Source organism: Pseudomonas sp. Irchel 3E19 (assembly GCF_900187585.1).
Lineage (GTDB): Bacteria > Pseudomonadota > Gammaproteobacteria > Pseudomonadales > Pseudomonadaceae > Aquipseudomonas > Aquipseudomonas baetica.
Window position 1 is genome coordinate 44,875 of sequence record NZ_FYDT01000037.1, and the last position, 20,360, is coordinate 65,234.

A 20,360-nucleotide genomic window follows, 5' to 3' on the forward strand; every position below is an offset into this window, starting at 1 on the left:
CGCCCTTTAGGGGCGGCTTTTTTTTGAGGGACTAATACCCAATAATATTTTTTAAATCAGCGTCGAGTAAATCTTCATAGTCTGCATCGCTAACACCGAATTCATTAAATCCTTCCTTTATGTCGCTGTGCTCATGCTTGGACAACAGTTCGCGAAGCCCACGTTGAATGTTTTTTGGTTGACTGTTTATCATTATATGTAGCGTTGCTTTATGTCGCGTAAAATTGCTATGCCTATCGTAAATTTGATCGATAAGAGGCTGGATATTATTATTAAATGAGTATAGATAAAGTGCGCCTCTCCACCAACTTTGGGTCATGAGATCAATAATGTCTATTGATCTGTTTCTTTCGAGTTCCTCTGCCGCGAGTGACTCTTGAATCCTGAGGTGCCCAAAACTATAAGTATTTCCGTCGGAGGACTTTATTAAAATGTTGCAAGCGTCAATCAAGTCGTTCAGAGCACTCTGAACTACATCTGAGCCAACTCTTGATTCCAGCCCTCTTGCTAAAAAGCTTTTTAATTCATCAGTAGTTGCTTCTCTTCGTGATCTTACATGCATTTGGAAGGCGATTTTCTGGCAACACTTCTCTAAAAAAGACTTTTCGTTTGTCGCTCTTTTTATTCCTTTGCTTTGGTCGTATAGTCCGCAAAGAAGTTCAATTTTTCGCCGGTAGACGTCTGGTTCATTTTCTGGGACTGGAATTCCATTTTCGTGAAGTGTGCATATAATTGTTGCCAGAAGTGGATTTCGTGCTACTTCGAAGAGTTCATTGTTTTCTATGCATGACCACAATTCATTGCATTGACTTTCATCGGAGAGCCAACCAAATATAAATTTCTTTAGCTGGTCCCTGTTGAATGGAAGTAGTGTGATTCCAAGGAACTCTATCTCGTTTATATAGCTAACGCAGTTTCGTGAGGAAGTAATTACTTGGGCTTGTGGTATGTGTTTTGGAAGTTCGGACAGAGCAGGGATTATCCAGTCTGAGTTATTTGCTGATTCGTCCAATGCATCGATTATTATTGTTACTTTCGTTTTTTTGGAAAGCGTTTCAACTAATAAATTTCTGTTTTCTGGTGTGACATCAACGTCTCTATAGAGCAGGAACGAATTTATAAGAGAGTTGAAGTGGCTTTTTTCATCAATGACTTGCGCTTTAAGATCAATACCTGCTTTTCCCAGTTTGCTCGTAACTCGGTTGAGGGGGATAAATAAAACTTCCTCAGAAGAGCTTTTGTTCTTATATAGTTTTTCAGCATAAACATACAGTGTAGTAGATTTACCCGCTCCAGCGTCGCCGTACAGTGCAATGTTGCAACCCGAGTCAAAGATAGTGTGCGCTGATATGTCTAGCTCATTGGCAAATGACGTGTCTTTTCTTAGTGTGACTTTGAGAGAGGCACTTTTTAAATTTTTCGTCAAATGGTCGATGCATCGAAGAACTATGTTGGTAGTGTCGAGAATTGTTCGAGCTTCAATATTTGTAAGTGTTCTTTTATTTAGTTGTGTCAGTTGCAATGATAAATTTTTTATTTTTGAGTTTATGTCGGACTCAACGGTTTTTTCGCAGATGTCCGCTTCATAATTAGGAATGGGTAATACAGATGAATTTAAGGTTATGATGGCTAGGTTGGCTTTTTGTAAATCTTTTGCCAAGCTACCTATATTCAATAAAGACGATTTTACTCTTTTGTCTTTAATATCTTTTATAGGTAGTGCTCGAATTTGTACCTCTATCTCTGAAAAAGATTCGCTCCAGGATAACTCTTCGATGGTTTCGATTGCTTTCTTCAGGGGAGAAAGAAACTCAGTCGGTACAGATTCTTTGCTTACTTTTGATTTGGATGTCGTAATGACAGCAGCAATTAAGTTTTTTGCTATGGGTATTTCGGATGTTATTAAGGGCCTTAGGGTTAGAATATTTTCTTTGTTTTTAGTTAGTTGAGCTATTATTTCTTGGTTTTCTTTTTTGTTATATTCAGATAGTTTTCTATTGTAGTTGGACTCTATAGTCTGAATGCTTCCCTGAATGAGATTTTGATCGATGCATTCTTTTATCCATTTGTTAGCTTTCTTTAGCTCTTGCCACTCAAGTTCGTCATATGAGCCCTGATAGGATTTAGAGAAGTGGATATGGCTGGAAAAGACTTCTCGGCTTTCAGTTTGGCCAACAAAAAAATTCAAGTCTGAATAATAATTTGAGTAAGTTGTTTTGGATTCAATGTGTAATGCTCTGTAGAGCTCAATATTTGAAATATCGTAGTTCTGTAGTTTGAGCGCTTGCGATAGATTGTTGTGATCTGGTTCGTAGATATCTGGCCAATATTTGTCGAGGAGGTTAGTGAGCTTCGTTTGGTCGAATATTCCAATGTTATGAAGTTTTATTTTTTCAAACTGCTCGCTTAAATGTCTAGTGTCAACAGTAAATGGCGTGATCAAAAGAATTTTCGATGGCGATCTTTCGACTCCATCAGCGCAGGGGATTTTCTTTGAAGAGCACAAGCTTAGCTGATGAACGATTGTTCCGAATATTCGGCTACTTGCTGATGTCCTGCTAGGTTTAAACATTTTTGATTGAATGACTGTTACTTCAATGTCATCAAACTCATTTAATTTGTAGGCGATAATATCCTTGCCCAGTTCGTATGGGCCACCATTAAAGTCTACAAATTGATATCCGATTTTTCTGAGTAAAGGGATTATTATTGTTTTGCTAAAATCGTCTTCATGTAGGTTCTGTATATTTTTAAAAAACAGCTCCTTGTTATTCATAAATAAATGCGCCGTAGAAGAATGAATGCTTTTTTACAGTCGTTTGGCGATTCATTTTAGATTTTCCCTTCGTGCATATGGTCATTAAGTACGTGTTTTTAGCCTTTGTGTCAGCGTAAACCCGAAGGCATTATTTTGCCAGTACTTAGGAGCTTTAAGTTTGGTTTTAGGAACCGACCTGCTTGCTGAATGGTAGAAAAGAAAGTTTCAGTTTTAAAACATGCCTATCTGTTAAAGCAGTCAAAAACTGGTGACATCCGATCCTGCTCTTGTCTAGAAATTTTCAGCGCTCCAGCCAATGTAGGCCATTGGCCGATGGCATCTTGAAAATGCTTAATGATTTTATTCACCTGTGAGTCGGAAACTCGAAAATAATCCGCCACTTCCCTCGCCAACTCCAAATCCAAGGCGTTGTCAGAATCCGTGATGTTCAGCTTCAACCCATCCGCATTCGCCACCGGATTCATGTCATACGCTGCCGACAAGCGCCATCCCCGACCAGGATCCAGAATAAAACCGTGGTTTCGCAGGTGGTCGTCGGTGTTTGAGACTAGGATGTTGAAGACGATTCGTGACCAGAGTTCACGGAGGTCGGTATTGGGTTCCGAGCCGTGTTCCATGATGACTTCCGCTAACTCAAGGTAGCTGGCGCCGGTTGAGGCGTCGTCGCCGTCGACGCGGTTGGTCATGGTCATGGCTGATGCGAAGTGATGTCGGCCGCCGCGCGCGGTTCGGTCAAAACGCTTCACCAGGAAGCAGTGGTGATCGCTTGCGTAGCGTCGGGCCATGCCGGTCGCAACACGTAGACCACAGTTGACCGCCAAAGCGTTTACTACAAATTCCCAACCACCAACATCGTAGTCATCCCTCGTACTTGGGAATTTGGCGATCCACAGTTGACCGAACTCGTCGACGACGCTGGCTTTCGGTCTGGCGCCGCCCAGCGAGCCGCCAGGTGCGATGAGCATTCTTAGCCATTCGCGGCCCTCGGTGGCTGTGTTGTCCCTATCGTTTTCCAGGGCGAGACTTGCCTGCTCTAACGCGCGTAGCTCGACAAAGGGTGGGGCGGCAACGCCGTCGCGGTCGTCGAGGAAGTTGCCTTCGTCATTGAGTTTGTAGCGAAGGGCGCCGACACGGAACAGGTCGTGGACGCCAAGCAGGTAATCGGATTCAAACAACTTGCTGTTGCTGGGAAGCAAGCCGTCGCGAATGTCCCTTTCCAAGCGGCGTTTCATCAGCAGTTGGCCCCAACGATCGGGGCTTGAGTCTGCAAAGACGCCAAAGCGGCTCTGATGTTCGCCGGGGAATTGGCGGCCTTCGAAGGGGCCGATGCGCGGGTCTAGAGTTATGGAACTCAACTCGGGATCGGCCAACGCCTTAGGGTCGTACTCAAATTCGAACACGTTGGTGTTGCGTGTTTTCCTTGCGTGTAGAAATCCGAGGCGTCTGGCGCCTTTCAAGGATTCCCAGTCTGCATAAACAGCAATCAGCGTCATTCTTCACCTGTTGGGGGGCCGGCCTTTTTCTTCTTGTTCAAAAGGCTGGAGAGTGAGTGTGTGTTGAATGGGAAGTCAGCCGGAATTTTCGTGGTAGTGGCGGCATCGATAACGTTTGAAGTCTCGACGTGTTCGGATGCGCCCTTTTTTGCCGCACTGACTGCTCGTACTCGCTGGGGCTTTTTCGCTGCGGATCGTGTTGCAGGCATTAACTGCGCATCCTGCAATTGGCGACCCATTTCATCGGCTGCAGCCATTTTGTTCAGGTCCTTTTCCAGCCCCAGCACTTGCATGACCGACAAGTAGGCCCCGATGGTTACGCCTGAGCCTCCGGACTCCAGATGGCGCAAGGTTGTCAGCGACATGCCTGATCTTTCGGCGACCTGCTTGGCCGTCAATTTGCGGCGTAGGCGAGCCAGCTTCAGTCGTTCACCAAGGTCGACCAAAAGTCGAGCAGTAGAGGGCAAGAGCGGCGCTGTTTTCTTGGCCATGTGGCAGTATTCCTTCATTTTTTAACCTTAACTGCCAGAATAATAGCACTTAAGATGAAGGATGCTGTTTGCCGTAAGACCCGTGAAAAACGAAGTTAAGTGGAATTATTCCATCTCTTTTCGGTTCATATAGCTAGAATACTGCCACTTGAACGTTAGCGCTTCCTCTAGTCAGCCCGGTTCTTGCCGGTACTTTTCGAGAACCTGCATACGTGAGGAAAGTGGCTTTTCAGCATCGGCAGGGGTGGTTTCAAAACCTTCAATGCGTAGGCTGGCCAAATAGTTTGATCGGCGAACCTTGTCGTAATGGGCCTGCTTTTGCTGAAACGTCAAAACGCTCGTATCAGCATTCGAGTCTGAATCGCGATACTTTTTGCGTAAGATCTCGTCCATCTCGATAACGCTTTCCATCAGCTCATCAAAGAATTTGCTCATGGTTGCTCCCATGTTTGATTACCGTTTTTTTGATCGCTCTCACAGAGTGCATAAGAGCGATACGATCATTCAAATTCAGGCTGGTGCTTTCCAGTTGAGCATCTGCTGCTGTGCGACTTGCAGCAGGTCACAGCCATCCTGCGTCAGCAGATAGAGGGCGTGGGTGATGTGGGGGATGTCTTCGACGTCGGCTTGTTTGAAGCTGAGGCAGTAGAGGGTTTTTAGCAGGTCGCTTGAAGCGCGCAGGCGCTGGACCGCGCATTCGAGGATGTCTTGTGGATTGGCCGTTGTGTCGATGATCAGGGGCTTGGTGTCGGTGAGGTTGGATTCGAGTGGGCGGTAGCGATCGGAGGTGAATTGATTCCAAGTTGTCATTTTTTAATCCTCAATTGCTTCGAAAGAAGCCACCGCATCGTGACCAAGCGACAGGAGGCGACTGTGTTCGGGTTGGTCAACCGGTGAGGATCGCGCACATACCCGGCACACCCGAAGGTGTCCCAAACACAGTCACCATAAACCGCAGGCAAGTGAGTGCCGGCAGCATACAGCGCGTGCGTATACACGATCCAATCGGGTGACCAAGCCCGAGTCGCTGATTTGGCAGCGACAATCACGACTATAGATTTGGCTTACCAAGCCGCGATAGACGGCAAGGGAGTCTGGGTTTGTAGGAATGGGACGAATACCAGATAGGCCATTGCTGTAGGTTTTTTCGTCCGTTCACGCGCCCACGGCCTTCAGCCAATAACCCGATACGCCGCCACATCCAGCACGCTGGTTGTCAGCCCAGTCGCCGGGGCGTAGATCGGGCCTTTCACCGCCGAGAACGGCACGCCTTTGCTGCCCAGCGACACGTAGCGTTCGCCTTTATCCAGTTCGGTGAAGTAGGTGTAGGAGATGTTGTGCATCCGTTTGTACCGGGCTTCATCGCGGACGATGCCGTTGGTGAGGTTTTGCAGGTCGGTCGGGGTCAGGTTGAGGGTTTTGTTCAGTTGTACACCCCAGCGCTTGAGGCAGGTTTCGGCGTAGTGGCGGACCACACGGCCAGGTTCCACCAGGGTTTTCAGGTCGCTTGCGCTGGCAGGCACGCCACCGTCGGCGGTGGCGTTGCCCGCCATGGTCGCGTGGCGCCCGGCCATGGGGTAGACGCTGGTTTTGGTGCCGGTGGCGGTTTGCGGGATTACGCAGCTGAAGCCTTTGGAGCGTTCATCGCGGGCGTAGAAGGCGACGTACTCTTTGACGTTGCTGCCAAGTTTGACCCGCTCTTCCTGGAAGTTACCGATGCCCGGTACGGGGTCCAGCGCAAAGATATTCACTGGAATATTTTTCAGTTGGCTGTCCTTTAACATCGCATTGGCCAGCATGTGGCAACTTATACCGCCTCGGCTCCAACCCACCAGATTGACGCGGGTGGGAATAATTCCATCTTTGCGGAAAGTCTTGATAATCCCTTCCTGTAACTTCTGTTGCGTAATGCTACGGTCGCCGTAGTTGTACTTTCGCCACATCCACGAGCCTTCGACTTTGACATCGTCAATGGGAATGCCAGCGGCTTTGAGGCGGTTGTATTCGACTTCGGTCAGTTGCTCGCGTTGCCAGTCACATTTGCCCTTGATGATATTCAGTGCGTGCTGCACGTTTTCTTCCCAACCCTTGCCGAACAACGTGCCGCTTAGCCCGTATTCCTTGGTTTTGGTGAACAGGTCATCGGCTTGCAGGTTACCGCTGCCAGGGCCGTCGACGACGATCCATTCGGCAAACTCGCGACCGGAATGGTTTGCAGCGAGTGTGGAAATCAGTTCGCCGTTCCAGAAGTTTTCATGGGTGACATCAAATTTGTTGGAGCCGGTGCCGCAAAAGAAAATAGTTAATACAGTCATGCTTGTTGCTCTTGTTTAATGGAAGAGCAATTAACCTAGTGCGAATTTTTAGAATGGTATATGCGTTGGTTGTTTCCGGGTTTGTTGTTTGTTGGTTTTAATTGTTGTGTATGGCTTTGAATTTTGCAACTTCCAGCAGTTCGCAGCCGTCTTGAGTCAATAAATAAAGTGCGGTGATGATGTTTGGGATGTCTTTGATGTCTGCCTGTTGGAAACACATGCAGTAAAGAGTTTCCAGCAAGTTGTTGGCAGCGCACAGACGTTGTTGGGCGGCATCCAGCAGATCTTCATGGCTGGCGTCCGTGTCGATGACCAATACCGGCTTTTCGCTGTAGCTGGATTTCAAACGGCGATAGCGGGGGCTGGGCGGGTGCAGTGAGTTCATGGAAGAGGGCTGTCCTTTGATAAGTCGCACGGCGCAATTCAAATGCGCCGGCCACTATAGGAGGGCGCTGCGCGCAGGAACAAGACCGCCGGAATGGACAGCGTTCGTAGGGGTTTTTACTGGGTTCGGGTATTTGCCCTACGCATTTTCATGGGGCTTTTCGGGCAAAACCCTTAGATGGGAAATTTCCTACGGGTTTGTCAGGCACTTCTGAGCAAACCGCTGTATGGTGCGCGCCAGAATCTGTGGGACGTTTCCAGGCGTCCGATACACGCTTAAAGGGAATTAGGTATGCAGTGGCTACGAATGGCCTCGATTGTGGTGCTTTGGGTCAGTGGTTGCCGTTGGGCAATGGCCGCCGACGTTGGCAACGCGCTGGTGCTTGATCATCTGAATCGCACCGGTTGGCCGGATGCGCTCACCAACCAGACGAATGTCGACACCGCTTCGCGCGCCGAGGTGCTGATGTTCGGCAAAGCCTTGCTTGCCAGCGAGGCGCTGGACGAGTCGGGGCTCAAGCAGCGGTTGGGTGTGCCGCAAGTGCAGCTCAAGTCCATCAGGCAAGTGCGCGAGGGCTTGTGGGATCACTTGCTGAGCACTTATCGCAACGCCAGTCAGGACTGTGCCGACCAGCCTTTCTGCCCACAGGCGCGCAGTATCGCCGACTTGCGTCAGTTGGCGGCGGCGTTCACTGGCGACATCAGCCCGGCCCATGCATTGTGGGCGAGCAAGAGCCTGGGTGTGCATGAGCAGATGTTGAATGAGCAGTTGCGGGTGGCGGTGTTGCGGCCCTGAGTTGCAGGATTTTGTATTGTGCTGGCGGGCCTTTTCGCGAGCCGGCTCGCCATCACAGGGACCGTGGCGTTGAAGTAAATCGCTGTATCATTGCGAATCGATTTGGCCCCGACCTTTTCTCGACTCGCTGCGTTCGCCCGCTAGGCTGTTGGCATGGCAGCGGTCAAAGGAGTGACAGCGAATGCACAACACCCTGGAACAGGTTTTTGGTTATCCACAGTTTCGTCCCGGACAGGAAACCGCGATCAGCGCGGTCCTCGCCGGGCGCTCGGCAGCAGCGATATTTCCCACAGGTTCCGGCAAGTCCCTTTGCTATCAATTGCCGGCGCTGATGCTGCCGCATCTGACGCTGGTGGTCTCACCGTTGCTGGCGTTGATGCAGGATCAACTGGCATTTCTGCAGCGCCACGGCATTTCGGCGGGCAGCATCGATTCGGCGCAGAGCCGCGATGACGCCAATGACGTGATGGCCCGCGCCCGTTCGGGCGAATTGAAGATCCTGATGATCTCCGTGGAGCGCTTGAAGAACGAGCGCTTCCGCAACTTTTTGCAGCAGGTGCCGATCTCGTTGCTGGTGGTGGACGAGGCGCACTGCATCTCGGAGTGGGGGCACAATTTCCGTCCCGATTACCTCAAACTGCCGGACTATCAAAAACAGTTCAACATCCCGCAAACACTGCTGCTGACGGCCACCGCAACGCCGAAAGTCATCGCCGACATGCAGGCCAAATTTGCCATCGCTGCCGCAGACGTGGTGACCACCGGTTTCTATCGGCCCAATCTCAATCTGCTGGTGGAGCCGGTGCGCGGCCAGGACAAGCGCCGGCGCCTGGTGGAATGGATGGCCGAGCGGCCAGGCCAGCCAAGCATCGTCTACGTGACCTTGCAGAAAACCGCCGAACATATCGCCGAACATCTGGAACGCAACGGCATTCAAGCCGAGGCTTATCACGCCGGGCTGCCCCATGATAAGCGCGAGGGCATCCAGAAACGCTTCATGGCCGGGCAGTCCAATTGCATTGTCGCGACCATCGCCTTCGGCATGGGCATCGACAAGAGTGACATCCGCAATGTGGTGCACTTCGACCTGCCCAAATCCATCGAAAACTACAGTCAGGAAATCGGCCGTGCCGGGCGTGACGGGCAGCCGTCGGACTGTCTGGTGCAGGCCAATCGCGACAGCCTCAACGTGCTGGAAAACTTCGTCTACGGCGATACGCCGGAGCGCGCCGGCATCCGTTATGTACTCGATGAACTGAAGGCCTCGGCGCCGCAAGGGCAGTGGGAGTTTCTGCTCGGTCCGCTGGCGGATCACAGCAACATCCGCGCGTTGCCGCTAAAGACTTTGCTGGTGCAATTGGAGCTGCGTGGTTTGATCGCCCCGCGCTATGCGTATTACGCCGACTATCGCTTCAAATACTTGCTGGAGCCTGAAGCGCTGCTTGAGCGTTTCGACGGTGAGCGCAGAGATTTTGTCGCGGCGATCATCCAGACGTCGCCCCGCGCGCGTACCTGGGCCACGGTGAATTTCGAGGCGATATACACGCAATATTCGGCTGCGCGTGATCGTGTGGTGAAGGCGCTGGATTACTTTCAGGAAAAGGGCTGGGTCGAGCTTGAGAGCAAGCAGATGACCGAGGTCTATAGCTTGCTGCACAGTGATTTTGACAGCGATGTGTTGAGTGGTGAGTTGCACGACTACTTCACCCGGCACGAGCAGACTGAAGTGGCGCGAATTCACGCCATGCTTGAGGTTTTTGCGACTGAACGCTGCCTGGGTTATCGACTGGCCGAATACTTCGGTGATCACGATGCGCCTGAGCGCTGCGGGCATTGTTCGGTGTGTCATGGGCATGTCGCCCGCTTGCCGGCGCCGCCGCAGTTGCCGGCGCTTGTGGATAAAAACTTTGCCGCGTTGTGTGATGATTTTATCCACAAGCATGAGCAGCTCACGGGCAATGTGCCGACGGCGGAGCGGCTGACGCGGTTTCTGTGCGGGATCAGTGTGCCGCTGTTCACCAAGCTCAAGGCGCGGACGCTTTCCGGGTATGCGGCGCTGGAAGAGTACCCCTACGCCGAAGTCCGCCAGTGGGCCCAGCTACACCTCTGACCCCCTGTGTAGGAGCTGCCGCAGGGATAAGGCGTGTTAAATCCATCCGCTGAATGTCGATCATCACGGTAATAAACTTCAAAAACCGTCGATGGCTGACTATGGTGAGACCTGTCTTTGGATCGCCAACAAGAGAACAACATGAGCCAGACATACGATATCAAGACGGCGGCGGTGATCGGTGCGGGCACCATGGGCCGTGGCATTGTCATGTGCCTGGCCAATGCCGGTGTGACGGTGCAATGGGTGGATAACAATCCACAGATGCTTGAACAGGCGCTCGCTGCTGTGGCCGACACTTATGCACACAACGTTCGTCAGGGCCGGATCGATCAGGCCGAGGCTGATGCGCGCCTCGCCCGGGTCAGCGCGGCGGCGGATTATGCGGCGATCCGCAATGTCGATCTGGTGATCGAGGCGGTGTACGAAAACCTTGAGCTCAAGCAGAAGATCTTTCGCGAACTGGATGGCTTGCTCAAGCCTGAGGCACTTTTGGCGAGTAACACGTCGGCGCTGGATATCGATGCGATTGCTGCGGCCACCAAGCGACCTGAGCAAGTGCTGGGCCTGCATTTCTTCAGCCCGGCGCACATCATGAAACTGCTGGAAATCGTCCGTGGCGCGCAGACGTCCCCGGCAGCATTGCAAGCCGCGCTGGCGTTGGGCAAGCGCATGGGCAAGGTCAGTGTGGTGTCGGGCAACTGCCACGGTTTTATCGGCAACCGCATGCTCCATCCGTATGTGCTGGAGGCGCGCAAGATGCTGCTCGAAGGCGCTTATCCACAGCAGGTCGATGCAGCGTTGCAGGGCTTCGGTTTTGCGATGGGGCCGTTCCGCATGTACGACGTGGTCGGCATTGATCTGGAATGGCGTGCGCGTGAGCTGGCCGGTAAAGGTCAGGATGCGCCGCAGGTTCAGGTGGATAACCGCTTGTGCGAGATGGGCCGGTTTGGCCAGAAGTCCGGCAATGGTTACTACCATTACGAGCCGGGCAGTCGTCAGGCTGAGCATGATCCAGAGGTCGATGCACTTGTGTTGCAGGTCAGCGAGGGGCTGGGTTTTCAGCGTCGTGAGATTGGCCCGGAAGAAATTCTGGAGCGCTGCCTGCTGGCGCTGGTCAACGAGGGTGCGAAGATTCTGCAGGAAGGCATCGCCGAGTCGGCCCGTGACATTGATCTGGTGTATCTGAACGGCTATGGCTTCCCGGCGGACAAGGGTGGGCCGATGGCCTGGGCAGATCAGCAGGGGCTGGCGGATATTCATCAGCGCTTGTTGGCGCTGCAGACGCGGCAGGGCGATCAGTGGAAGCCGGCGCGGTTGATTGGTGAGTTGGCGGCGCAGGGGAAGGGGTTTGCTGACCGTTGATTGATGTGGCGCCTGTGCTGGCGCCTTCGCGGGCAAGCCCGCTCCCACAGGGGAGCGCATTCCGAAGTGGGAGCGAGCCTGCTCGCGAAGGCCACGCCTCGGTTTAAATTAGACTCGCCAAAATACCTTCAGGAATCGCTGATCTATGTCCAGCCCAATGCCTCAACGCAGCGACTACCCGCACTTCCAGCCCATCACCACCCGCTGGCATGACAACGACGCCTACGGCCACGTCAACAACGTCACCTATTACAGCTTCTTCGACACCGCCGTGAACACCTACCTGATTCAGGTCGGCGGGCTGGATATCCATGACGGTGAGGTGGTGGGTTTTGTGGTCAGTTCTGCGTGCGATTACTTCGCCTCGATTGCTTTCCCTGATCTGATCGAGATCGGTTTGCGGGTCGGCAAGTTGGGCAACAGCTCGGTGCAGTATGAACTGGCGGTATTCAAGGTCGGCGAAAGCGAAGCGTGTGCCGCCGGGCGTTTCGTGCACGTGTTTGTCGATCGGGCGAGCAATCAGCCAGTGCCGATTCCTGCCGGGTTACGCGGGGCGCTGGAAAGATTGGTGGTGTGAAAAAAGTAAAAAAAATCGCAGCCCTAGGGCTGCGATTTTTGCTTTACCGGCCAACGAGGTGTTTAGGCCTCAGTCGCGATACTTGTGATGTTTGCGGTGGCCATAAGCGTGGCCGCGACCCGGGTGACGGTCGCGATAGTAGCGACGGTCATCGTGACGGCGATCATAGCGACGATCATCGTCGTCGCTCTTGTTGCCCATGTAGTTACCCAGCGCGCCACCGGCGCCGCCACCTGCTGCGGAGCCGATCAGGCTGCCGGTGGTGCCGCCCATGCTGCGGCCCACGACGTTACCGCCGGCCGCGCCCAACGCACCGCCGATGGCGGCTTCGCCACGGCTGCGCTTGTCTGCGCCGACCGCACTACCACCCGCGCCGCCCAAGGCTGCGCCGATGGTGGAACCTGTATTGCCGCCTAAAGACTGACCGACGACCGAGCCAAGAACCCCGCCCAATGCGCCGCCCACACCTGCTTCGGTGGTGCCGCCTGCAGACGCAAAACCACTGACCAGGCCAAGGGACAACAAGAGAATCGAGGAGAACTTCATAGAGGAGCCTCAAAGGGATGACGGCGCCGATCCTGAGGCTGTGTAACAAGCGTGACAATCGAAATCCGACGAATAACACGACTTGTATACAAAAACGTAAGTTACTGTTTTATGGGCGGAACTTACGCGTTTTTCGCCGGTCTTTAGCTACTTCGGACAGGCCGCTTTCGTGAAAAAGCGGCCTTTTTTGTGCCCGTTTGAAAAGTGCAAGTGCGAAGAGATGTATTGAATGCCCTACCGCTTTCGCGAGCAGGCTCGCTCCCACAGTTGACCGCGTTCATCCCAATGAATCGCGATCCAATGTGGGAGCGAGCCTGCTCGCGAAGGGGCCAGTTGAAGCGCCCGGTTAAGCAGACTTGGCCATGATCAGCCCAGTCTCGCTCGCTGCTTCCAATCGAATTGCAATGAACTTCGACGTCGGCGTATGGCTGCCATCCCCGGTACTTTCCAGCGGCACCAACGGGTTCACTTCCGGATAATACGCAGCAGCCTGACCAGCAGGGATATCAAACGCCAATAGCGTAAAGCCCTTCACCCGACGCTCACGACCATCATCCCAGATCGACACGATGTCAGCCTTCTGCCCCGGCCGGAAGCCCAGACGAATGATGTCGGCCTCGTTGGCAAACAACACATCGCGCTGGCCTTTGACCCCGCGATAACGGTCGTCGAGGCCATAAATCGTGGTGTTGTACTGATCGTGCGAGCGCATTGATTGCAGGATCAGATCCGGCAACTGTCCGGTAGCGCGGGTGCGTTCGTGTACCAGATCCTTGGGCAGCAGGTTCGCGCGGAAATTGGCGCGGCCCGACGGGGTATTCCACTTGCGTGCGCCGGCGCTGTTGCCGAGGTAGAAACCGCCAGGGTTTTTGATCTTCTCGTTGAACGCCTTGAAGTTCGGAATGGTGTCGGCGATCAGCTCGCGGATACGCCCGTAATCAGCCACCAGCCAGTTCCAGTCCACCGGTTTGCTGCCCAGGGTCGCAGCGGCGATGCCGGCGATGATCGACGGTTCCGAGCGCATCTGGTTCGACAGTGGCTGCAACTGGCCGTTGGAGGCGTGAACCATGCTGAACGAGTCTTCCACGGTGACCGCTTGCGGGCCTTCGGTCTGGATGTCGATGTCGGTACGGCCGAGGCACGGCAGGATCAACGCGTCTTTACCGTGAGCCAGGTGGCTGCGGTTGAGTTTGGTGCTGATCTGCACGGTCAGGTCGCAATTGCTCAGCGCCGCGAAGGTGCGCGGGCTGTCCGGCGTGGCTTGGGCGAAGTTGCCACCCAGACCGATAAAGACTTTGGCGCGACCTTCGGCCATCGCATGGATTGCCTCGACCACGTTGTGGCCATTGTGACGCGGCACCTTGAACTGGAAGCGACGCTCAAGCGAGTCGAGGAAGGCTACCGGCGGACGCTCGTTGATGCCCATTGTGCGGTCGCCCTGCACGTTACTGTGGCCGCGCACCGGGCACAGACCAGCGCCTGGCTTGCCGATGTTGCCGCGCAGCAGCATCAGGTTGGCGATTTCCTGGATGGTCGGCACCGAGTGGCGATGCTGGGTGATACCCATCGCCCAGCACATGATCACGTTCTTGCCTTTGGCGTACATGCGCGCCGCTTGTTCGATTTCCACCAGCGTCAGGCCGGACTGCTCAATGATCTGCTCCCACGGCGTGTCATCGACGACACCGAGGTACTCCAGCACGTTGGCGCTGTGGGCATTGAGGAAGTCATGGTCGAACACGGCCGGTGTACCGGCCTTCTGCGCATCGCGTTCCCAATGCAGGAGGAACTTGGCCATGCCGCGCAGCAGCGCCATGTCGCCGCCCAATGCCGGACGGAAGTACGCGGTGTTGGTCGGTTTGTCGCCGTTGGTGAGCATTTCGATCGGGTGTTGCGGATGTTGGAAACGTTCCAGGCCGCGCTCTTTCAGTGGGTTGACGCACACCACCTGAGCGCCACGTTTCACTGCTTCGCGCAGCGGTTCAAGCATCCGCGGATGGTTGGTGCCGGGGTTCTGGCCCCAGACGAAAATCGCATCGGCGTGTTCGAAATCGTCGAAGGTCACGGTGCCTTTGCCGACGCCGACGCTTTGCGCCAACGCCACACCGCTGGCCTCGTGGCACATGTTCGAGCAGTCGGGGAAGTTGTTGGTGCCGTAAGCGCGTACGAACAGCTGATACAGATACGCCGCTTCGTTGCTGGCACGACCCGAGGTATAGAACTCGGCCTGATCCGGGCTCGACAGGCCTTGCAGATGTTTGCCGATCAGCGCGTAGGCGTCGTCCCAGGCAATCGGTTTGTAACGATCGGTCTGGGCGTCGTAGACCATCGGCTCGGTCAGGCGGCCCTGATACTCAAGCCAGTAATCGCTCTGCTCCAGCAACGAAGTGACGCTGTGCTTGGCGAAAAACTTGGCGTCTACACGACGCTTGGTCGCTTCCCAGTTCACCGCTTTGGCGCCGTTCTCGCAGAACTTGACCATGCCGCTTTCCGGCGAATCGCCCCATGCGCAACCCGGGCAGTCGAAACCGCCGTTCTGGTTGGTCTTGAGCATCATGCGCAGGTTTTTCAGCGCGTTGTCGCTGGTCAACCAGGCCTGGGCCACACTGATCAGCGCACCCCAGCCGCCGGCGGCACCTTTGTAAGGCTTGTAGCGCGGGACAGGTTTCTGGTCGGCTTGATGATGTTGGCTCACGCTTGATTCTCCATCGCGGGGCTATACACCCGCGGCGCACTTTTCTGCGGCAGGTGGATGAGATTGAGGTTATGTCGACGGGCCCATTGCACGGCAAGGCCTGTGGGTGCGGACAGGCTGACCAGGGTCTGGATGCCGGCGCGCAACACTTTCTGGATCAATTCGAGGCTGCAACGGCTGGTGACAATCGCCAGCCCGCCTTCTGTGGATATCTTCTGGCGGATCAGCCCGCCGATCAGTTTGTCGAGGGCGTTGTGCCGGCCGATGTCTTCGCGACCGAGCAGCAGTTCGCCGCTGGCGTTCATGAACACCGCCGCATGCACCGCACCGCAGTGCTGGCCAAGCGGCTGGAACGCGCCGATGCGCTGGCGCAGACCGTCGAGCCATGCACTTGGCGGCAAGGGCGCGCCGGGCAACACCTTGAGGTCGGGCAGCGCCTGTTCCACCGCTTCGACGCCGCACAAGCCGCAACCACTGGTGCCGGCCAGTTGCCGACGCTGGGTCTTGAGATTCCAGAACGCGCGGTTGGCGATGGTCACTTGCGCGTATTGCGCCGAGCCTGCGCCAGTCAGTTGCAGGTCATAGATGTCGGTCGCGTCTTCGATGATGCCGCTGCCGAGGCTGAAGCCAACGATGAAGTCTTCAAGGTCGGTCGGCGTCACCAGCATCACCGCCTGACTGATGCCGTTGTAGGCAATCGCCAACGCGACTTCCTCGGCCAGCGCGGTGCTGGCCGATTCCTCAAGGGGTAGATCGCTGTAGCTGTAGGTGTGGCTGGCGGCGGGCGCGGGCGTTTCAAATGCAGGCGCCGCGCAGGCTGGGCGCTTGGCGTTCATGGCATCACCAACGGTTTGATCAACGTTAAGACTAGGCGCGGCAAGTTGTCGCGTCTAATCGCAAATGTTGATCTACCGATAGATGCTGTCGATCAAGTATCGCCTGGCGATTTTTGATACAGCGCAAAACAGGCCTCGGCCAGCGCTGAACGCGGTGCGCCCCGGCGCATGATGAACCCCAACCGGGCGAGGGTTTGGGCGCTTTCAATCGGTTGCAGGCGCAGGTGATCGGTGAGGTTTTCCAGTCCGCCGTCCAGCGGCATCACAGCGCAACAGAACCCGCCATGCACAGCTTGTAATAATTGATGCACGGCATCGGTTTGCAGCAGTGTTTGTGGCGTCAGGCCGCGGCTGTGGAAATTATGGTCGATCGACTGGCGAAAGTGCATGCCGCTGGTGAGCATGCCCAGTGGCAGTTCGATCAGCGCTTCCCAGCTCAACGGCGCTTCGCCGAAGGAGAAAAAACGCTGGTCATACAGCAATCCCATGCGGGTTTCACTGAAGGCCAGGGATTCGAAGCGCTCACTGTCCAGCCGATCAAGGTAGGACACGCCGATATCGATGCGGTTGTTCGCCAAATGCTCAAGGATCTGCTCGGAACTCAGCGCCGACAGTTCGAAACGCAGGTCCGGGTGCGCGGCGTGCAGGCGTTGCATCAGCGGCAATGGATCGAAGCTCGACAGCGGTACCACGCCCAGGCGCAGCGTACCGATCAGGTTGCCGCGACACGCCGCCGCTTCCGCCTGCAAACCGTCATAAGCCGCCAGCACCGTGCGCGCCCACGCCAGCACCCGTTCGCCCGGCGCGGTGAAGCCTTCGAAACGCTGGCCACGGTTGACCAGCGGCAGGTCGAGCTCTTCTTCAAGGCTGCGCAGGCGCATCGACAGGGTCGGTTGGGTGATGTGGCAACGCGCGGCGGCCTGGCCGAAGTGGCGGGTTTCGTCGAGGGCGATGAGGAATTTCAGCTGCTTGATGTCCATCTTCGCTCCGAAGGGTGTTGGCGGGGGTGGGCGATTCTAACGCTTGTGGGGTGACAGGGTCATTGGTCGGCTTGGAACCGGGTTTGTCTGGCGTGGTCTAGGCTTTGACGTCTGGAACCCAAATCAAGGAGTGTGCGCTATGAGTCTTTTGAGCTTTGTGAAAGAAGCCGGTGAAAAACTGATCGATCTGCTGACCCCGGGCAACGCCAATGCCAGCGAGCAGTTGAAGGAACACATCAGCAAGGTTGGCTTGGGCAATCCGAACGTTCAGGCGACCGTGGACGGCGACAAGGTCACGGTTACCGGTGAGGTGGCGAGCCAGGAGGAGAAAGAGAAAATTCTGCTGGCGGTGGGCAACATTGAAGGTGTGGGCAGCGTTGATGATCAGATCACGGTGACCGGGCCGGTGGTGGCCGCAGCACGGTTTGTCGTGGTGAAAAAAGGCGACACCCTCAGCGCAATTTCTCTGGCTGTCTATGGCAACGCCAACCACTACAACAAGATCTTTGAGGCCAACAAACCGATGCTCAAGGATGTGAACAAAATCTACCCAGGGCAGACACTGCGTATTCCTGAGTAATTGCGGATAACGCTTTCGTCGGAACGCCGCCCGGAGCAGGCTCGCTCCCGCATTGGATTGCGTTTCAATGTGGGAGCGAGCCTGCTCGCGAATAGGGCGACTCGGTATCAGAGGCCTGTGATCAAATCCCGGTAATCCTCGACCGCCGCAAACTCGGCGGTGTCCTTCGGACCTTTTCGGCTGTCGGGTTCTTTGACCGCCAACAAGTGCGCCACACCGAAATCCCGCGCACTGCGCAGAATCGGCAAGGTGTCGTCGATAAACAGACTGCGCGCCGGATCAAAACCGATATCCGCCTGCAAGGCATCCCAGAATTGCGGGTTTTCCTTCGGAAAACCGTAATCGTGCGAGCTGATCAGCCGCTCGAAATAGGGCGCCAGTTCGATCCGTTCCAGTTTCAGTGACAGCGAATCACGGTGCGCATTGGTGATCATGATCACCCGTTTACCGGCCCGTTTTATCGCCGCAAGAAAGGTATCGGCGTCCGGGCGCAGGGCGATCAGGTGCGCGGTTTCCTGTTTCAGTTCGCGCACAGACAACTTCAGCTCCGCGCTCCAGAAATCCAGGCAATACCACTGCAACTGTCCGGCGTGGCGTTCGAACAACGGCTGCAATTCCATCTCGGCCATGGCCCGGCTGATCCCGTGCAGTTCGGCGTAGCGCTGGGGCAGATGTTCCAGCCAGAAGTGGTTGTCGAAGTGCAGATCCAGCAACGTGCCGTCCATGTCGAGCAGAACGGTATCGATGTCGGACCACGGTAATGAAGGCATGGCAACGTCTCGAACGGTAGAAAGATATCCGACGTAAACAATCGGGAAAGCCGCGTTATAGTAGCGCGTTCACGCCAAGGAGCTTTGCATGCGCCAGAAACCCACCGTACTTGCCCGCGAGATCGTCGCCACCAGTCGTCTGTTTTGCGTCGAAGAACTGAAGCTGCGTTTTTCCAATGGCGTGGAACGCACTTATGAGCGTCTGGTCGGCAAGGGCGCGGGCTACGGCGCGGTGATGATCGTGGCGATGCTCGATGCCGAACACGCGGTGCTGGTCGAGGAATACTGCGGCGGCACTGACGAATACGAGTTGTCCTTGCCTAAAGGTTTGATCGAGCCGGGTGAGGATGTATTGGCGGCCGCTGAGCGTGAGCTCAAGGAAGAGGCCGGTTTTGGCGCGCGGCAACTGGAACATCTGACCGAGCTGTCGCTGTCGCCCGGTTACATGAGCCAGAAGATTCAGGTGGTGCTGGCCACTGATCTTTACGAGGAACGTCTGGAGGGCGACGAGCCCGAGCCGATGCGGGTCGACAAGGTCAACCTGCGTGAATTGTCGGCGTTGGCGCTGAATCCGCAGTTTTCCGAAGGGCGCGCATTGGCGGCGCTTTATTTGACCCGTGACCTGCTGAGCCAGCGCGGTGTTTTCAGTTATGAGTGAGCACCTGATGAATTTCTCCCACCCGTTGATGGCGCCAGTGATTGAGCTGGCATTGCAGGCTGGCGAGGTGATTTTGCCGTTCTGGCGCTCCGGCGTCGAAGTCACGGCCAAGTCTGATGATTCACCGGTGACCGCTGCGGATCTGGCTGCGCACCATTTGATTGTTGCCGGACTGACGGCGCTGGATCCGAGTATTCCGGTGCTGTCGGAAGAGGACGCCGACATCCCGCAAAGCGTGCGCGCCGGCTGGCAGCGCTGGTGGTTGGTGGATCCGCTGGATGGCACCAAAGAGTTCATCAGCGGCAGTGAGGAGTTCACCGTCAACATCGCGCTGATCGAAAACGGCCGGGTGGTGTTTGGTGTGGTGTCGATGCCGACCAACGGTCGTTATTACGTTGGCGGTGCCGGGCTGGGCGCTTGGCGTGGTGATACGGGCGGTACGCCAGTTGCGATCCAGGTGCGTGATGTGCCGGCGCCCGGTGAGGCGTTCACGGTGGTGGCCAGCCGTCGGCATTCCAGCCCTGAGCAGGAACGCTTGCTGGCCGGGCTGAGAGCGAGCCTTGGTGAGCTGCAATTGGCGAATATCGGCAGTTCGTTGAAGTTCTGCCTGCTGGCTGAAGGCGCGGCGGATTGCTATCCGCGACTGGCGCCGACTTCGCAGTGGGACACGGCGGCGGCGCAGGGTGTGCTGGAAGGCGCGGGCGGTGAGGTGCTGGATTTGCGCGGTGAGGCGTTCTGTTATCCGGCGCGGGAATCGTTGCTGAACGAGTTCTTTTTGGCGCTGCCGGCGAAGGCAGCGTGGCGAGCGAGGTTGTTGGAGTTGGCCCGCGGTTAAGATCAAAAGATCGCGGCCTGCGGCAGCTCCTTGTATCTCGACTATCGCTCCATCAGGAGCGATAGTTCTCGACTGATCATCGAGGGAGGGATTTGGAAGCCGTGCAGCTCCTTAGGCTTTTTGCCTGTGATGTAGATCGTGCTCCAGCCC

General features: G+C 55.3%; 19 protein-coding genes. 7 read left to right on the top strand and 12 right to left on the bottom strand.

Annotated features, from left to right (window positions below):
- Positions 1 to 31: 31 nt before the first annotated feature.
- The 7 genes from CKW18_RS21110 to CKW18_RS21140 form a co-directional block, all read right to left on the bottom strand.
- Positions 32 to 2,776 (bottom strand): NACHT domain-containing NTPase, encoded by a 2,745-nt coding sequence (locus CKW18_RS21110; protein ID WP_095190574.1) that lies wholly within the window; start codon positions 2,774 to 2,776, stop codon positions 32 to 34.
- 224 nt (positions 2,777 to 3,000) lie between these two features.
- Entirely contained in the window at positions 3,001 to 4,272 is a 1,272-nt protein-coding gene (locus CKW18_RS21115; RefSeq protein ID WP_095190575.1) for a type II toxin-antitoxin system HipA family toxin, read from the bottom strand.
- Complete coding sequence (locus CKW18_RS21120) at positions 4,269 to 4,763, bottom strand: helix-turn-helix domain-containing protein (protein WP_095190576.1); 495 nt, start codon at positions 4,761 to 4,763, stop codon at positions 4,269 to 4,271. The genes CKW18_RS21115 and CKW18_RS21120 overlap by 4 nt, the downstream gene beginning before the upstream one ends.
- Before the next feature lie 171 nt (positions 4,764 to 4,934).
- Positions 4,935 to 5,096: a YhfG family protein gene (locus CKW18_RS21125; protein WP_256587048.1), complete on the bottom strand. Its 162-nt coding sequence runs from the start codon at positions 5,094 to 5,096 to the stop codon at positions 4,935 to 4,937.
- Positions 5,097 to 5,273: 177 nt separating this feature from the next.
- Positions 5,274 to 5,573 (bottom strand): hypothetical protein, encoded by a 300-nt coding sequence (locus tag CKW18_RS21130; protein WP_095190577.1) that lies wholly within the window; start codon positions 5,571 to 5,573, stop codon positions 5,274 to 5,276.
- A 362-nt stretch (positions 5,574 to 5,935) separates the two neighbouring features.
- The gene (locus tag CKW18_RS21135; RefSeq protein WP_095190578.1) at positions 5,936 to 7,078 is read right to left on the bottom strand and encodes a hypothetical protein; all 1,143 of its coding nucleotides are present in this window, start codon (positions 7,076 to 7,078) and stop codon (positions 5,936 to 5,938) included.
- Between the two features lie 97 nt (positions 7,079 to 7,175).
- Positions 7,176 to 7,463 (bottom strand): hypothetical protein, encoded by a 288-nt coding sequence (locus CKW18_RS21140; RefSeq protein ID WP_095190579.1) that lies wholly within the window; start codon positions 7,461 to 7,463, stop codon positions 7,176 to 7,178.
- A gap of 291 nt (positions 7,464 to 7,754) precedes the next feature.
- On the opposite strand from CKW18_RS21140, the gene CKW18_RS21145 reads away from it, so the two are divergent.
- From CKW18_RS21145 to CKW18_RS21160, 4 genes are all read left to right on the top strand, one after another.
- Positions 7,755 to 8,258: a polysaccharide deacetylase gene (locus CKW18_RS21145; protein WP_095190580.1), complete on the top strand. Its 504-nt coding sequence runs from the start codon at positions 7,755 to 7,757 to the stop codon at positions 8,256 to 8,258.
- A 181-nt stretch (positions 8,259 to 8,439) separates the two neighbouring features.
- Positions 8,440 to 10,368: an ATP-dependent DNA helicase RecQ gene (locus tag CKW18_RS21150; protein ID WP_095190581.1), complete on the top strand. Its 1,929-nt coding sequence runs from the start codon at positions 8,440 to 8,442 to the stop codon at positions 10,366 to 10,368.
- Between the two features lie 141 nt (positions 10,369 to 10,509).
- On the top strand, positions 10,510 to 11,733 hold the full coding sequence (locus CKW18_RS21155; RefSeq protein WP_095190582.1) for a 3-hydroxyacyl-CoA dehydrogenase: 1,224 nt from the start codon (positions 10,510 to 10,512) through the stop codon (positions 11,731 to 11,733).
- A 145-nt stretch (positions 11,734 to 11,878) separates the two neighbouring features.
- A complete protein-coding gene (locus CKW18_RS21160; protein ID WP_095190583.1) occupies positions 11,879 to 12,310 on the top strand; it encodes a thioesterase family protein in 432 nt (143 codons plus the stop codon).
- Between the two features lie 69 nt (positions 12,311 to 12,379).
- On the opposite strand, the gene CKW18_RS21165 is transcribed toward CKW18_RS21160, so the two are convergent.
- The 4 genes from CKW18_RS21165 to CKW18_RS21180 form a co-directional block, all read right to left on the bottom strand.
- Positions 12,380 to 12,856 carry a glycine zipper domain-containing protein gene (locus tag CKW18_RS21165; protein WP_095190584.1) on the bottom strand — a complete coding sequence of 159 codons (477 nt, stop codon included), beginning with the start codon at positions 12,854 to 12,856 and terminating at the stop codon, positions 12,380 to 12,382.
- Positions 12,857 to 13,202: 346 nt separating this feature from the next.
- Positions 13,203 to 15,551, bottom strand: coding sequence for an FdhF/YdeP family oxidoreductase (locus CKW18_RS21170; protein ID WP_095190585.1), 2,349 nt, complete (start codon positions 15,549 to 15,551; stop codon positions 13,203 to 13,205).
- The gene (gene fdhD, locus CKW18_RS21175; RefSeq protein WP_095190586.1) at positions 15,548 to 16,387 is read right to left on the bottom strand and encodes a formate dehydrogenase accessory sulfurtransferase FdhD; all 840 of its coding nucleotides are present in this window, start codon (positions 16,385 to 16,387) and stop codon (positions 15,548 to 15,550) included. The genes CKW18_RS21170 and fdhD overlap by 4 nt, the downstream gene beginning before the upstream one ends.
- A 92-nt stretch (positions 16,388 to 16,479) precedes the next feature.
- The gene (locus tag CKW18_RS21180) at positions 16,480 to 17,367 is read right to left on the bottom strand and encodes a LysR family transcriptional regulator (RefSeq protein WP_095190587.1); all 888 of its coding nucleotides are present in this window, start codon (positions 17,365 to 17,367) and stop codon (positions 16,480 to 16,482) included.
- Between the two features lie 139 nt (positions 17,368 to 17,506).
- On the opposite strand from CKW18_RS21180, the gene lysM reads away from it, so the two are divergent.
- A complete protein-coding gene (gene lysM, locus CKW18_RS21185) occupies positions 17,507 to 17,947 on the top strand; it encodes a peptidoglycan-binding protein LysM (RefSeq protein ID WP_095190588.1) in 441 nt (146 codons plus the stop codon).
- A gap of 107 nt (positions 17,948 to 18,054) precedes the next feature.
- Here the strand turns inward: lysM and yrfG are convergent, their stop codons facing one another.
- Positions 18,055 to 18,717 carry a GMP/IMP nucleotidase gene (yrfG, locus tag CKW18_RS21190; protein ID WP_095190589.1) on the bottom strand — a complete coding sequence of 221 codons (663 nt, stop codon included), beginning with the start codon at positions 18,715 to 18,717 and terminating at the stop codon, positions 18,055 to 18,057.
- 88 nt (positions 18,718 to 18,805) lie between these two features.
- Between yrfG and nudE the strand changes: the two genes are divergently transcribed.
- Positions 18,806 to 19,375: an ADP compounds hydrolase NudE gene (gene nudE, locus CKW18_RS21195; RefSeq protein ID WP_095190590.1), complete on the top strand. Its 570-nt coding sequence runs from the start codon at positions 18,806 to 18,808 to the stop codon at positions 19,373 to 19,375.
- A 7-nt stretch (positions 19,376 to 19,382) separates the two neighbouring features.
- Entirely contained in the window at positions 19,383 to 20,210 is an 828-nt protein-coding gene (gene cysQ / locus CKW18_RS21200; RefSeq protein ID WP_095190592.1) for a 3'(2'),5'-bisphosphate nucleotidase CysQ, read from the top strand.
- Positions 20,211 to 20,360 lie beyond the last annotated feature (150 nt).